Origin of the sequence: Flavobacterium palustre (assembly GCF_014639535.1) — a bacterium.
GTDB classification, from domain to species: domain Bacteria; phylum Bacteroidota; class Bacteroidia; order Flavobacteriales; family Flavobacteriaceae; genus Flavobacterium; species Flavobacterium palustre.
Genome location: NZ_BMGA01000001.1, coordinates 76,100 through 91,611, shown reverse-complemented (window position 1 = coordinate 91,611; position 15,512 = coordinate 76,100). Strand labels below are relative to the sequence as shown.

The 15,512-nt window shown below is 33.3% G+C and carries 10 protein-coding genes; 6 read left to right on the top strand and 4 right to left on the bottom strand.

Going from position 1 to position 15,512, the window contains the following annotated elements; genetic code table 11:
* Position 1: 1 nt before the first annotated feature.
* Positions 2-6,583, bottom strand: a complete 6,582-nt coding sequence (locus tag IEV84_RS00455; RefSeq protein ID WP_188491366.1) for an alpha-2-macroglobulin family protein — start codon at positions 6,581-6,583, stop codon at positions 2-4.
* A gap of 121 nt (positions 6,584-6,704) precedes the next feature.
* Complete coding sequence (locus IEV84_RS00450; protein WP_188491364.1) at positions 6,705-7,697, bottom strand: glycosyltransferase family protein; 993 nt, start codon at positions 7,695-7,697, stop codon at positions 6,705-6,707.
* A 141-nt stretch (positions 7,698-7,838) separates the two neighbouring features.
* Between IEV84_RS00450 and IEV84_RS00445 the strand changes: the two genes are divergently transcribed.
* From IEV84_RS00445 to IEV84_RS00425, 5 genes are all read left to right on the top strand, one after another.
* Complete coding sequence (locus tag IEV84_RS00445; protein WP_188491362.1) at positions 7,839-8,537, top strand: tetratricopeptide repeat protein; 699 nt, start codon at positions 7,839-7,841, stop codon at positions 8,535-8,537.
* 32 nt (positions 8,538-8,569) lie between these two features.
* The gene (locus tag IEV84_RS00440) at positions 8,570-9,925 is read left to right on the top strand and encodes a UDP-N-acetylmuramate--L-alanine ligase (protein WP_188491360.1); all 1,356 of its coding nucleotides are present in this window, start codon (positions 8,570-8,572) and stop codon (positions 9,923-9,925) included.
* A gap of 76 nt (positions 9,926-10,001) precedes the next feature.
* Positions 10,002-10,694 (top strand): RadC family protein, encoded by a 693-nt coding sequence (gene radC / locus IEV84_RS00435; RefSeq protein WP_188491358.1) that lies wholly within the window; start codon positions 10,002-10,004, stop codon positions 10,692-10,694.
* Positions 10,695-10,702: 8 nt separating this feature from the next.
* Positions 10,703-11,392 (top strand): YjjG family noncanonical pyrimidine nucleotidase, encoded by a 690-nt coding sequence (locus IEV84_RS00430; protein ID WP_188491356.1) that lies wholly within the window; start codon positions 10,703-10,705, stop codon positions 11,390-11,392.
* Between the two features lie 78 nt (positions 11,393-11,470).
* Positions 11,471-12,238 carry a hypothetical protein gene (locus IEV84_RS00425; RefSeq protein WP_188491354.1) on the top strand — a complete coding sequence of 256 codons (768 nt, stop codon included), beginning with the start codon at positions 11,471-11,473 and terminating at the stop codon, positions 12,236-12,238.
* A 122-nt stretch (positions 12,239-12,360) separates the two neighbouring features.
* Here the strand turns inward: IEV84_RS00425 and IEV84_RS00420 are convergent, their stop codons facing one another.
* Positions 12,361-13,638: a replication-associated recombination protein A gene (locus tag IEV84_RS00420; protein ID WP_188491352.1), complete on the bottom strand. Its 1,278-nt coding sequence runs from the start codon at positions 13,636-13,638 to the stop codon at positions 12,361-12,363.
* Between the two features lie 170 nt (positions 13,639-13,808).
* On the opposite strand from IEV84_RS00420, the gene IEV84_RS00415 reads away from it, so the two are divergent.
* Positions 13,809-14,585, top strand: a complete 777-nt coding sequence (locus IEV84_RS00415) for a rhomboid family intramembrane serine protease (RefSeq protein WP_188491350.1) — start codon at positions 13,809-13,811, stop codon at positions 14,583-14,585.
* A 136-nt stretch (positions 14,586-14,721) separates the two neighbouring features.
* Here the strand turns inward: IEV84_RS00415 and rlmB are convergent, their stop codons facing one another.
* Positions 14,722-15,456, bottom strand: a complete 735-nt coding sequence (gene rlmB / locus IEV84_RS00410; RefSeq protein ID WP_188491348.1) for a 23S rRNA (guanosine(2251)-2'-O)-methyltransferase RlmB — start codon at positions 15,454-15,456, stop codon at positions 14,722-14,724.
* Positions 15,457-15,512: the final 56 nt, after the last annotated feature.

Sequence of the window (15,512 nt, the reverse complement as noted above, 5' to 3'; positions counted from 1 at the left end):
TTTATTTCACCTGAACTCTGATTCCTTTAGTATGACTTGAAAATTCGGGAGCATACATACTTTGTATAGTCGTTATCCCATTTGAGAAATCTCCACTGTTGTTCACTCTTATATCATATTCTATGACATAAGTGCCTTTGTTGATGTTGCCAAAAAAGAAATGGGTAGCGGCATCTTTTGAACTTTTATAAAAGGCAATACCATTTTTATAATCGTAAGAAGATAACACATCGACAGGTTCAAAACAGGAAGCTCGTAGGTCTTTTAAGTGAACAAATTCCATGTTTTCTTTGGCAGTTATAATTAATCTTACTGTAACCAAATCTCCAATTTTTAGCCGATTTCCATTCGTGATTTTTTGTAATTCTTCTCCCTTGTCATTGTTTTTCTTCAGATATAATTCTTTTGATACAGAAAGTGCATTTGAATTATCGGTTTTTATTTTATCCAAATCTTCAAAATATTGCCAATATACTCCACCGTATCCGGGAACTTTTGATTTATTTTGAATCGTTATCGTTGCCATTTCTTTTTTTATTTCATCAGCTTTCCAATTGAGTTTTAAATAACCCGTTTCGGCTTCTTTTTCGTTCTCAGCTAATTTTTTGGTCAATATTTTTTCATTTCCAATTTTGAAAATAGTATTGTCTTTTACACTTAACCAGTCTGTACCTTGCATTAGTAAAGCATATACAGCTTCGGTAGTTGCCTTAGTTGTTGGCCAGTTTTTAGTTTGTTTGTTTTTTAATAACCAAACTTTCATTGCATCAACAGATTTGTTGTCGTTTGTAATTTCTGCGAAAGCTTCTATAAGTAAGGCTTGGATTTCAATAGGAGCCTGATACCAATACCAGCCTGATTTGTTTGCAATCCAATGCATTCCCCAGTCTTCATTGTTTGAAGCTGTTTCTTTTAAACTTTCGACAATTTTCTTAGCTGAAGCAGTTTCTCCAAAACGATGTAATGCTAAAGCTGCCATTCCTTTTTCGTAAAGCGAATAGTTTAGCCAATCTTTTTTAGCGATTTCAAGATATAATTTGCTTACTTTTTTCAAAGTATCCGAAAGGGGGTAATTTTTTAAATAGAAACTACGTGTGTACAAATAATGTAAATCGGTATTTGGATTAATCCAAATTAGTTTGTCAGTTGACTTTAGATTTTTAGTTCTGGCTTTATGGTATTTTAAGAATTTATCATCTAAAAACGGAATTCCTTTTTTAGAAATTTCAGCAACTTTTGTATCCGTTTCTTTATTACGGATTAGTTTTGATAAATGCCCTAAACCTGCCAGAATATGACGGCTAATGTATTCGTTTTCTCTGTCGCCATCAAACCAGGCAAATCCTCCTGAAGCACTTTGCTTTTGTTTCAACTTTTCAAAAGTAGCTTCTTGCGAGTTTTTCATTTTTTCTAGATCAAATAACAGAGCCAGTTTTTGCTTCTTTTCGGCTTCACTTTTAGTATCATTTAACCAAGGTGTTTCGGCAAGAATAATCGATTTTAATTCTTCGTTTTCTTCTAATTTATATTTGTCTTTTGCTTTCCATGATTCAAAAATAGTAGCAATTTTTGGATTACTATTGATAATTTCGCCAGCTAAGGCATTGGCATAAAAGCGAGCAAAAGTCTGTTCGGCACATTCATGCTCGTATTCCATTAAATACGGTAAGGATTGAATGGCTAGCCAGGTAGGGTTTGAAGTGTATTCTAGTGTAAACTGATGATTGCGTAATGTGGTAGAATTATTATTTTTTAGATTTTCAAATGTGTATTGTTTCTTAGAATTTTCTCGCACCCAAACAGGAATACTTTCAGTAACGAGCATATTATTAGTTAAAACGGGAAGTATGTTTTCCTCGCCATCTGAATAATTTCCAGCTTTTGCTACAATTTGATATTGCACGCCTTGTAATCCTTCGGGAATAGTAATTTTCCATGTCGCTGTTGTATTTCCGAAAGCTGTAATATTAAAATTTCGAATATTTTTTACGTTAAGCATTTTATTGTCGATAGGCTGCATAGTCGTGGCATCAAAAAACTGTAATTGAGCAATTCCTGTTTTGGATTGATTGCTCATATTAGCAATTTTGGCACTAATAACAATTGTATCTTTTTCTCTAAGAAAACGAGGGAAATTAGGTAAAAGCATAAGTTCTTTTTGAGTTATGACGCTTTTTTCTAAATAAGTCGAAACGGCATTTTTGTTATGTGCCAATAAACGCAGTTTCCAAGAAGTTAAGGCTTCAGGTGAGGTAAAATTGAAAGAGATTTTTCCTTTTGAGTCTGTTTTTAGATGAGGATAGAAGAAAGCCGTTTCTGAGAGATTTTTTCTTGCTGTTACTTGTGTTAAGGCTTCCAAAGATTTTTTTGTTGTGATAATGATGACACCATTTTCGCCTTTGCTTCCGTAAAGAGCAGTGGCTTTGGAATCTTTTAAAACATCCATAGAAACAACATCAGCAGGATTTAGCGTTTTAAAGATTTCTTCTGAGGCAATTTCTCCATCAATTACATATAACGCGTTATTGTTGCCTAAAATAGAAGAACTACCTCTAATTTGTAAACCAGCTACTTTTCCTTGTAAAGCTTGTTCTAATTGAAGATCTATTCCAGCAGTACTATAAACCGCATCGTCAACTTCTTCCAGTACTACTCCGTTTTTTTTATTTTTATTGTTTCTTGGTCCGGAACCTGCTGGAGCTACACTTATAATAGCATCAGGATCTCCTTGTATTGTAGTTACTGCACCGGTTAAATTTTGTTTCCTTTGTGTTCCATAACCTACTACAATAACTTCATTGAGTACATCGTCTACTTCGCCTAAACTTATTTGTATGATTTTTTTATTTCCAACAAGAATTTCCTGAGTTTTATAACCTATAGTGGAGAAAACTATTATTTCGTTTGGAGCAGCTTCAATTTCAAAGTAACCACTATGATTAGATGTTATGGTTCTTTGAGTTCCTTTTATTGCAATAATTGCCCCTGCAAATGGAGCTCCATATTGATCTGTGACTACTCCCGAAATCATTGTAGCATTGGCTGGCTTTTTTGTTTTTTTATTCAGTTGTTTTAGGTATTCATATTGTTGGTGATATGGATTTGAATTATTGAAATTAAACCCAAACCAAATTAATTGGGTATTCTCACTAGTTATTGTTGGTAGGTATGAAGGTTTGTTTAAATTTCCAATAGTACTATATAACTTGTCGAAACCTAGTGCCGATTTGTAATTGCCATAATTGTAATTATATTCATGAAATGCTAAACCATTCCAATTTATTTTTGTGAATTGATCTAAAGAACTGTCGTACATTGAAGCTAAAACTTCGGATTCTTGTTTAGTATCATTAGCTTTCAGCTGAAACGACCAGTTCTCATTGTTTCCTGGTTGTATTTTGTTTCTAAAATTTTCAACAGTAAATTCCAGTTTACCTTCTTTCTCTTTTTCCAAAAAGATTTCGATTCCATCTCTAAAAGGATTGTTTTCAAAAATACTTTGGAAGCTTATTTGGATTGCATTTTCAAATTCTTTCAGCAAAGGAATTTTGATAAGAGTTTCGTTATTTTGCAAATGAAAAGTATCTTCAAAAAATGTTTTTTGTTTATAATTTCCTGTGGCATTGATATAAAGTTCCGGGATAACCGAAAGTAGTTTTATAAGAACAAAACCATCTTTTTTTGGATTTGCATTAATTTGTGTTGCTGTAAATAATTTGCTTAAATTGTATTTGTCATTACTTTGTATTAAGCGGAAATTAGATTGAGTTGTAATGTTGTTGTCGAAAGCATCTTTTGCCGAAAAAACTACCTTATAATCTCCGGATTTATAATTTGAAATAAAATCAAGCAGTAGATTTTTATCTGTTTGCGTATCTATTTTTTTAGAAAAAACTAATGTTTGCGTCAGGCTGTCGGCAACTGTTTTTATATTGTTTTCGTAAGGAAATAATCGTTCAAATTCTTCATTAGAAATTCCGTCAATTTCAGGTTTTTCCCAAATTCTTGGTTTGAATTTATCGATTAAAGGTCTAATAAAATAAATTTTAATTTCGCCTTTGGTTGCTAAAAAATTACCGTTGAGATTAGTACTTGAAGGAATAATTTCGTTTTTATTTTTGGTTTCTATTTGTTGAGGAATAGTTGTGCCCAGAATCAAATCATGATAACCTACTTTTACAGTCGAATTTGCAGAATGTGTTTCGCCATTAATATCGGTTACTGAGGCTTTAATGTGATATTCGAAAATAGGTAAGTTTTCTTTTTTGAAGTTTTCAACCGGTTCCGCTTTAAAATCAATTTTGAATTTCCCGGAAGCATCTGTCCTGGTTTCTGCAATTGTAATATTTTTAGACTTTCCGTTTCTTAGATGATAACCTCTATTCGTAAATTCATACGTATAAATGCTGACTTCATATTTAACGGTAGCATCACTGATGGAACTTCCTGCAAAGGCTTTAGCAATACCATTAACAGTTACATCTTGATTGACCTGATAAGATTGGGTTACAGGGTCAAAACGAACTTCAAATTTTGGACGTTTGTATTCTTCGACTTTAAAACTAATTTGAGAATTTTGAAAAGTTATCTGATCCCAAAACGGATGTTCGTCAATATCTTTATTGTAAACTATATCTTTTTCATAGTCATCAGGTTCATAAGCTTCTATTCTGAAATTACCCGTTAAACCCGTTTTTGGCAATACAAATTCTCCTGAAAAAGAACCAAATTCATTCGTGGTAATTTCAAATTCTTTAAAAGTATTGTGGTTGACATCTTTTACTATAATTTTAAAAGAAGTTTTTGCCACAATTGAGTTTACATTGTCTTTTTTCTGAAAAGCAATTCCTTTGTAATAGACCGTTTGTCCAGGACGATAAATTGCACGGTCTAAATAGAACTCAACTCTTCCTTTATCTTTTTCTTGAATTGTCGGATTGTATTCATTATTGTAAGCTACATAATAATTCGAAACTGAAAGGCTATCCTGTTCTTTAATAAATAAAATTGTTTCATAATTGTTTCGGTTTTTCTCTTTGGAATAAGATGCTGTACCATTTGCATCAGTTTGTATTGTTGTATTTTCCAGCTTAATATTTACTTTTTCCAATGGTTTTCCAGTTTTTCGATCTGAGACTTGGAAATAGCGGATAGTATCTTTTTGAGTAGCTAAAACAGCAATATTAGAAACAGTAATGGTTTCGTAAGCGAATGCTTTTTTATCTTTTATATCCGAATCACTTTCAAAATAAACTAAATAACTGCCTGTTTTGAGTTGGGGTAAAACAACTTCAGTAGTGTATCCAAAATAATCTTTTTTGTTTAAAAGACTATAGTTTTTAGTTGCTACAGGGTTTTGCTTTTGGATAATTATATCAACTACGCTGTCTTTTATAAATTGTTGTTTTCTAAATAATTCTAATTGGTTTTGATTGATTTTGTAAAATGAAATGTTGACTTGATTTATGTTTTTGTAACTAATTAGAGCTCTGGTGTTTTCGTCAGAATAGCTTTGTTTAAGCATTTGAATATTCAGAGATTTTGAATCAATAACTTGTTTTTTTTGAATGGCGAGTTTGTAAGAATTAGAAAAATTATTTACACCAATGATACTGTCTAATATTGTTATTGCTTGTGTATTGTAATCAGGATGCGTTTCTTTTGATGCTAAACTGCTTAAAATTGCCGCTTTTTCTAGTTGAATTTTTTGTATTATAAGACTGTCTTTGCTTTGTTTTTGTAAACGATTTAAAGTCTTTAAGAGAGTCTCATTATTCTCCGTTAAATAGTTTTTACAAAATAAAATGCGCTCCAGTTGGTTTTCTAAAGAAGAATTGTTTAGCTCCTTTTTTTGTAATAATAGTAACGTTTTTTGTAGATTTTTGTCAGTAACAAAATCGAAATTGATTTTTGTAAAAGCTTCTGAATTTCCCCATAAATCATTTTGTAAAGCAATGAAATCCTCTTTTTTAATGCTCCATCGCTCTATTTTTGAAGTGCAAAAACTAATGTTTTCTTGTAATAAATACTCAAATAAATTTTCAGTTTTGAATTTTTTTTCATTGAAATAATCAAAAACAGCTTCGTAATTTATTAAGGGAGTGTTTTTTAAGATGTTTTGGTTAGTTAATGTCTGATTTAAGGCTGAATTAATTTCAGTAGTAAAATCGTTTTCCGTCCAAGTCATAAATTGCTCATTTATGCTTAAGGTATTTGTTCGGTTTCGAATAGTGTGATTGTTTCTGTTAAAATAATCATTCAGACATTTGGTATAGACTAAATTCAAAATCGCTTTTGAAGGAATTGAGACTAGGTTAATATCCGTTTTAATATTGTTGATGATTTTGGTTTGTGCATTTTCATCAAGTACTTGCAGGTATTTTGATTGATAGAAAAAACATTTTATAATTTGAGGTTCATTTTTTTGACTAACTGCTTTTTTGTATATTTCATCGACTAGTTTACCAGCCGATTTTATTTTTCCTTCTTTTTCATAGGTTATAACTTTATTCCAGTTTTTTTGGAAGTTTTGCGCAAAAACGGATGCTGAAATAAATACCAGAAGTAAGAAAAGCTTTTTCATAAATGACTATTTTTAACTTTGTGTGATTTGCTATTTGAAGCAAAAAGAGTGTTAAAAATAGATTTTTAATTTGAATAAATAGTTGGTTTTGTAAGTTTATTTTTGGTTAAAAATGTATTTTCTATTGTTGTCGATACGTGTCAAATAAATATTGTAAAGTCTCAGGGATGTTATTAGCAATCATTTTCGGGTAAACCACAGTAGCGTTTAACCAGTTTTCAATAACGGAATCAAAATTTTGTCCGACTTCATAAACCACAGGAACGCCCATTTTTTTCAAGGCAGCAGCATTGCATTCCTGTTCGTAATGACTGCGAATAGGGATACTTAGGATTTTCTTTTTCAGATATAAAGCTTCGGCCGGAGTTTCAAAACCGCCACCGGTGATAATGCCTTCACAGCAAATCAGGCTTTCGTTGAATTTTTTTTGGTTTACAGGAAAATAGGTGATGTTGCCTATGGTGTGTTTGAATTCTATTCCCTGTAAAAACCAATGAAATTGTACGTCTTTCACTTTGTTAAAAGCTTTTTCGAGACAATCTTTATCGAAAGAAGGCAGGTAAACCGTAATGTGTTTTAAATTGGAAGGTTCAGCCTGAACAATTTCATCTTTGATGATGGGAGGGAGAATAAAAGAGTCGTATTTTTCAAAATGCAAACCAATGTTTTTAGGAGAAGGTGCATAATGTTTCAAAATCATTTCGCCCATTACGCTCTTTTTTTCAGGTCTTGGAGTATTGGTTGAAATAAAACTCGCCTGATGTCCTAATTGCACCGAATGTACTTTTTGCATCTTACAGGCCAGCGAAGTGATGGAGTCAAAATCGTTGATAATAACATCATATTTTTTTAACGGCAACATGTCGGCATCTTTGTAGATTTGGCGTGGTTTGATGTTTTTAACAATATCCCAATAATTCAAACCGCCACATTTGCTGTAATGCAGGCTACAACCTTTGCTTTTATATTTTATAGGTAATTTAATGTCTAAACTGGCGTTGTTGCCACTTAAAAAGAAATCGACTTCACCAAATTTTTGCAGATAAGGATACAATTGAGTCGCTCTGCTGATGTGTCCGTTTCCTGTTGCCTGAATGGCGTAGAATATTTTCATATTTCCAAAATTTTCATACTACGAAAGTATTTGTTTGATGTTAGGATAAGGTTTTTTAAAGATTGCTATTAGGTTACTATTTATGGTTTTTATAAGAGATAAAATTTTTAAAATCCTTTTTAATTTCCTTATTTTTGGAAAATGAAACACATTCTGCTGCTATTTTTTTTGTTCCCAATGTTGGTTTTTTCTCAGATGAATTTTGAGAAAGCGCAGCAATTATTTGAAGAAGGTAAATTAGAACAGGCTAAGCCTATATTCGAATCTCTTCTGAAAAAAAATCCATCCAATATAAAAATCATCGAATATTTAGGAGATATTGCCGGACACAGTAAAGACTGGGATGAAGCTTTAGTGTATTATGGAAAACTTAAAAAAGCCAAGCCTTCTGAAGCTAATTTTTATTTTAAATACGGTGGTGTTTTAGGGATGAAAGCTCTGCAAGTGAATAAATTCAAAGCTTTGGGTATGATTGATGAAGTGCGGACAAATTTTGAAAAAGCTATAGAATTAAATCCCAAACACATCGAAGCCAGATGGGCTTTGATAGAACTTTATCTTCAGTTGCCGGGAATTTTGGGCGGAAGTGAAAAAAAAGCAATTCAATATTCAAACGAATTATTGCAAATTTCAGCTGTTGACGGTTATTTGTCCCGAGGTCATATTGAAGAATATTTTAAAAGATATGCAAAAGCAGAACAGCATTATAAAAAAGCAATTGCTGTGGGAAATTCGAAGAAAACCTATCAAAAATTGGCAAATTTGTATGCCAATAAAATGAAATCACCCGATAAAGCGCAAGCGGTTTTAGAAGAATTTAAAAAGAAAAACGACAATTAAGGAAATTAATTTACGCATAAGCGATAACTAATATGAAAACACATTTTATAGCTATTGGCGGAAGTGCCATGCACAATCTGGCTTTAGCGCTACACAATAAAGGATATCAGGTTACAGGAAGTGATGATGCAATCTTTGAACCTTCAAAATCACGTTTAGAGAAAAAAGGTATTTTACCGGCCGAATTGGGTTGGTTTCCTGAAAAAATAACCGCCGATATTGATGCAGTAATTTTAGGAATGCACGCTAAGGCGGATAATCCGGAATTGTTGAAAGCCCAGGAATTAGGCTTGAAAATCTATTCCTATCCAGAGTTTTTATACGAACAATCTAAAAATAAAACCCGCGTAGTTATTGGTGGTTCTCACGGAAAAACAACCATAACGTCTATGATTTTGCACGTGATGCATTACCATGATATTGAAGTGGATTATATGGTGGGTGCGCAATTAGAAGGCTTTGATACGATGGTACATCTTACCGAAGAAAATGATTTTATGGTTTTGGAAGGTGATGAGTATTTGTCTTCGCCAATTGACAGACGACCTAAATTTCATTTGTACCAACCCAATATCGCATTAATTTCAGGAATTGCCTGGGATCATATCAATGTGTTTCCAACGTATGAGAATTATGTAGAGCAGTTTGAAATTTTTATTGAGAAAATTACCAATGGCGGAATTTTAGTTTACAATGAAAACGATTCCGAAGTGAAACGAGTGGCTGAAGCAGCAACAAATCCAATTCGAAAAATAGCTTATCATACACCAAATTATAAAGTAGAAAACGGAACAACCTTATTAGAAACTCCTGAAGGTGATATGCCAATAGAAGTTTTTGGAGCGCATAATCTGAATAATTTGGCGGGAGCCAAATGGATTTGCCAAAACATGGGTGTTGATGAAGCTGAATTTTATGAGGCAATTGCCAGTTTCAAAGGTGCGTCAAAACGATTGGAAAAAATTGCCGAAAGTAAAAACAAAGTAGCTTATAAAGATTTTGCTCATTCACCATCTAAAGTAGCTGCAACCACAAAAGCAGTGAAAGAACAATATCCTGACAGAACTGTGGTTGCTTGTTTAGAATTGCATACTTACAGCAGTTTGAACGCCGAGTTTTTAAAAGAATACGAAGGTGCTTTGGCTTATGCCGATACCGCTGTGGTTTTTTATTCTCCTGATGCGGTAAAAATTAAACAATTGGAAGAGGTGACTTATGAGCAAATTGCAAAAGCATTCAATCGTGAAGATTTGATTATTTACACTAATCCGGCTGAATTCAAAGAGTATCTGTTCAATTTGAATTTAGATAATTCTGCTTTATTGTTGATGAGTTCAGGTAATTATGGCGGATTGAATTTTGATGAAGTAAAAGGTTTGATTGAGTAAGAAGCTCATGTTTGTGGTTAAAAGATTTAGTACTATATTTACTATATGTGAGTTGCTGTAAACTAAATCTTTTGCTATGGAAAATAATCATTTCCCTATTACCAATTGGTCTGAAGACGATAAGCCAAGAGAAAAATTGATGCTCAAAGGTAAAGCTGCTTTGAGCGATGCGGAGTTAATTGCTATTTTGATTGGTTCCGGAAGCAGGAATGAATCGGCGGTGGATTTAAGCAAGAGAATACTTGCCAGTGTTAATGCTAATTTGAATGCTTTAGGAAAGTTGTCGATGGCTCAGTTGATGAATTTTAAAGGCATTGGCGAAGCAAAGGCTATTTCGATAATTGCAGCGATGGAATTGGGGAGAAGAAGAAGAGCAGAGGAAGCGGTTGAATTAACTAAAATAACTTCGAGTAAAATAGTTTTCGAAATCATGCAGCCCATTATTGGCGAATTGCCTCATGAGGAATTTTGGATTTTATATCTGAATAATTCTAATAAAGTAATTTCGAAAACACAAATCAGTATAGGCGGAATTACAGGGACTTTGGTCGATGTCCGTTTGGTTTTTAAAATGGCATTGGAGAAAGGGGCAACAGCTTTAATTTTGTGTCACAATCATCCTTCGGGAGCTTTAACACCAAGTGATGCAGATAAGCAAATTACTAAGAAATTAAGGTTGGCTGGCGATAGTCTGGATGTTAAAGTTTTGGACCATTTGATTGTGACTGAGACAAAATATTATAGTTTTGTAGATGAAGGAATATTTTAAAAGCAAAAATGAGAATTGATACTGTAAAAGATGTGTTTTTTGATTTAGATCATACGCTTTGGGATTTTGACAAAAATTCGAAAATAACCTTCGAGAATATTTTTACCCGAAATCATCCCGCTGTTGCAATTGATATATTTATCGAAAATTATATTCCGATCAATCAGGCTTGTTGGAAATTGTATCAATATGATAAAATTACACATCAGCAATTGCGTTATGATCGGTTAAAATTATCGTTTGATGCGATTGGTTACGAAATTTCAGATGCCGAAATTGATCTTATTTCGCAGGAGTATATTGATTTACTGACCGAAAATAATCATCTGTTTGACGGGACTTTTGAGATTTTGGAATATTTGAATAAGAAATACAGATTACATGTTATTACCAATGGTTTTGCACATGTACAGACTAAAAAAATAAATAATGCGAATTTAAAACCGTATTTTGCTACGGTTACCAATTCGGAGATGGCAGGAGTTAAAAAACCAAATCCTATTATTTTTGAGTATGCTTTGGATTTGGCGAAAGCCAAAAAAGAAAGCAGTATCATGATTGGCGATTCCATCGAAGCGGATGTTTTAGGAGCGTTAGAAGCCGGAATCGATGCTATTTATTTTAACGAAACAAAACAAGCTGTGCCTCATGATATTAAACAAGTTAACCATTTATTAGAACTTAAGAATTATTTATAACTGCTTATTTGATTTTTGAAGCAACTAATCGAACGAGATACAATCTAATTACTATAAACTAACAAAAAAATACCGAATATGAAAAAACAATTGCTATTACTTTTATTACTTGCTTCCAGTTTTGGATTTGCACAATCCTTAAACGATTATAAAACCGTAATTGTACCTTTGAAATATGAATTCTTAAAATCAGAAAACCAATATCGAATTGCAACTTTGTCTAAGTTTAATTTGAATAAAATTGGTTTTGATGTCTATTATTCAAATCAGGTTGTTCCAAATGAAATCAACCGATGTGCCGTTTTGAGTTATGATATTGTAAAAGAGAGTGGTTTTTTGACAACAAAATTATACGTTACTTTTAAAGATTGTTATGGTAAAATTGTTTATCAATCAGAAGTAGGTACGAGTAGAGAAAAAGAGTTTCAATTGGCATATACAGATGCTCTAAACAAAGCTTTTGCGTCAGTTTATGAATTGGAATATCAATACAATGGCGGAGCAAATGTTGTTGTAGAAGAGAAAAAGGAGAAACTGGAAAAAGTTGAGAAGACTGAAAAAGCTGAAAAAGCTGAAAAAGTGGAAACAGCACCGCAGTCAGTACCGGCTGTTGTTATTGATCCCAACGAATTGCTTTTTGCACAACCACTTGCCGGAGGAAATTATCAGTTAATTGACAGTAAGCCAAGTGTTGTGATTAAATTGTATAAAACTTCCGATGCTAATTCGTTTTTAGCACAAAAAGGAAATCAGCAAGGGGTTTTGATTAAAAAAGAAAACCAGTGGTTTTTTGAATACTATCAAAATGATCAATTGGTTTCAGAAAAAATAAACGTTAAGTTTTAGTTCTCATTTCAGTCCCGATAACTATCGGCATAAATTTCAGATTTCAGATTAAGGATGTTAATCATCTAGCCTGGAATCTGATTTTTTTTTTTTTTACTTCTAACTCCCTGCTTTCAACTTCTTCAATAACCATATTTGTCTTTCCATCGGTTTTTTAGAAATTCCCTCGTCGAATTTTCTCTGGAATTATTTCCAGGAACATAGATGGGAGTGTTTTTAATTTCCTCTGGTAAATATTCCTGTTCAGCAAAATTATTAGTATAATCATGTGAATATTTATAATCTTCGCCGTATCCTAGTTCTTTCATTAATTTGGTTGGCGCATTTCGCAAATGTATTGGAACCGATAAATCTCCGGTTTGTTTTACAATTTGTTGCGCTGTATTAATTGCCACGTAGGAAGCATTGCTTTTAGGAGAAGTTGCCAAATAAATAGCGCATTGACTCAGTAAAATACGGCTTTCGGGATAACCAATAGTAGTTACCGCCTGAAACGTATTATTGGCCATAATTAAAGCGGTAGGATTGGCGTTTCCGATATCTTCACTGGCAGAAATCAATAATCTTCGGGCAATAAATTTCACATCTTCACCACCTTCAATCATTCGGGCAAGCCAATACACGGCTCCATTTGGGTCGCTGCCGCGAATGGATTTGATAAAAGCCGAAATAATGTCATAATGCTGTTCGCCGCTTTTGTCATATAAAACCGTGTTTTGTTGTACCAATGCAAAAACACGATCATTAGTAATAATTATTTCGTCTTCAGCGGAAGCGTTTACGACCAATTCGAAGATATTCAATAATTTGCGTCCATCGCCGCCGGAAAGTCTTAGTAAAGCTTCGGTTTCTTTTAATTGGATATTTTTCGTCTTTAAATAAGTATCCGTTTTCATTGCGCGTTCCAAAAGGGATTCTAAATCGGCTTTGGTAAACGCATTTAAAATATACACCTGACAACGTGAAAGCAAGGCGGGAATTACTTCAAAACTTGGGTTTTCGGTTGTAGCACCCACAAGCGTAATCCAGCCTTTTTCGACCGCGGCTAGCAGGGAATCCTGTTGCGATTTGCTAAAACGATGAATCTCATCAATAAATAAAATGGGATTTTTAGCGGTAAAAAGTCCTCCACTTTGCTTGGCTTTTTCAATCACGTCCCGAATGTCTTTTACACCCGAATTGATGGCGCTTAAGATAAAAAAGGGACGCTGTGATTCCTGCGCAATAATTTGAGCCAAGGTGGTTTTTCCTGTTCCCGGTGGTCCCCAGAAAATTAAGGACGGAATAATTCCTTTGGCTATTTGTTGTGTCAAAGAACCATTGGGTCCAACCAAATGCAATTGGCTGATGTATTCGTCTAATTTTTGAGGTCGTATGCGTTCTGCCAGTGGTGCTTCCAAGGTGATTTTAGATTTTAGATTTTAGAGTGAAGATTTGAGGGATTACAAATTTATGACATTTCTACTTTCAAATAAACAAATACCTGAATTAACAATTAATGAGTTATGACAAAATAGCATTATATTGTATTTGGTTACAAAATTGATTGAATTGTTTTAAAGAAATCAAAATGGATAAGAATTTCAAATTTACAAACGCAGTTATTGGACTGCCACTTTTTTTTGTGTTGTTCCTGTGGTTTGTGTATTGGCTCGAAATCCGTTTCGATTTTGACTTTGTTGAAAACGGAATCTATCCCCGCACTTTTTCAGGATTACAGGGCGTAATTTTCAGTCCGTTTATTCATTCCGATTTGAATCATTTGTATAATAATTCTATTCCACTTTTGGTTTTGTTGGCCGCTTTGCAGTTTTTTTATTCGAAATTGTCTTTTAAAGTTATTGTTTATGGAATTCTTTTTTCAGGGATTTTAACCTGGATGATGGGGAGGGAAAGTTATCATATTGGAGCCAGCGGATTGATTTATGTTTTGTTTGCGTTTATTTTCTTTAAAGGTATTATGACCAGATATTATCGCTTGGTTGCTCTTTCTCTTGCTGTGATTATGATGTATGGCGGAATGATCTGGTATGTTTTTCCTGAGGTAGATAATACTGTTTCCTGGGAAGGGCATTTGGCTGGATTGATTACTGGTTTTGTTTTGGCAGTTTTATATCAAACGCCTGAGTTTAAAAAAGTACCCAAATACGATTGGGAAATGCCCGATTATAATCCGGCGGAAGATAAATTCATGCAGCGTTTTGATGAAAACGGAAATTTTGTTAATCTACCAAAAATAGATATTGATGAAGAATTGGATGGTTTTTCGAACTATTATAGTTCAAATCAGGAAGTAAATTATGAAATTGTGCCAAAAGAAAAAAACGAATCAGAACAGGAGTCTTGATTCGTTTTTTATTTTATTTTTTATGATTTTCTGTTTGTTGTTTCAATACAAAAAAAGGAACGCAGATTAAACGGATTTTAGCAGATTGTTACAGATTTTTTTAAAATCTTAATCTAGAATCTGCAACCTAAAATCTTTAGCTTCTTTGTCTTACGGCTTCGTATAAGAAAGCGCCACAGGCAACTGAAACGTTCAAAGAGCCGATTGTTCCAAACATAGGAAGTTTAGCTTTCTCATCCACAATTTTCAATACTGAAGGATTTACTCCTCGATCTTCAGAACCCATAATAATAGCTACGGCTTCGTTTAGATTTACATTATAGATAGTGTCTTCTGTTTTTTCAGTAGCAGCAACGGTTTTAATCCCGCTTCCTTGTAAAAGAAAAATAGCATCTTTAATATGTTCAACTTTACAAATAGGAATGTTGAAAATTGCGCCGGCAGAAGTCTTTACAGTGTCGCCATTTACAGGTGCTGAACCCGATTTTTGGATGATGATTCCGTTTACTCCGGTACATTCGGCAGTTCTGATAATAGCTCCAAAATTACGGGCATCTGAGATTTGATCTAAAACCAAAAACAATGGCGTTTTGCCATTTTCCATAACGGTTTCAATTAATGTTTCTAAATCAAAAAACGAAATAGGAGAGATAGAAGCTACTGCGCCCTGATGATTGTTAGGGGTTAGTTTGTTTAGTTTTTCAACGGGAACATAAGAGAAGTTGACATTTGCACGTTTCATGACTTTCATTAAGTCTTTCATCAATTCGCCTGAGGCTTCTTTTTGAATGTACACTTTGTCTATTGTAGTGCCAGCCTGAATTGCTTCAATAATGGCTCTAATTCCGAATATTTGATGTTCTTTTTCCATGGCGCAAATATATAAAAAATAGGAGGAACAATTTGTTCCTCCTATTTTTTATATAA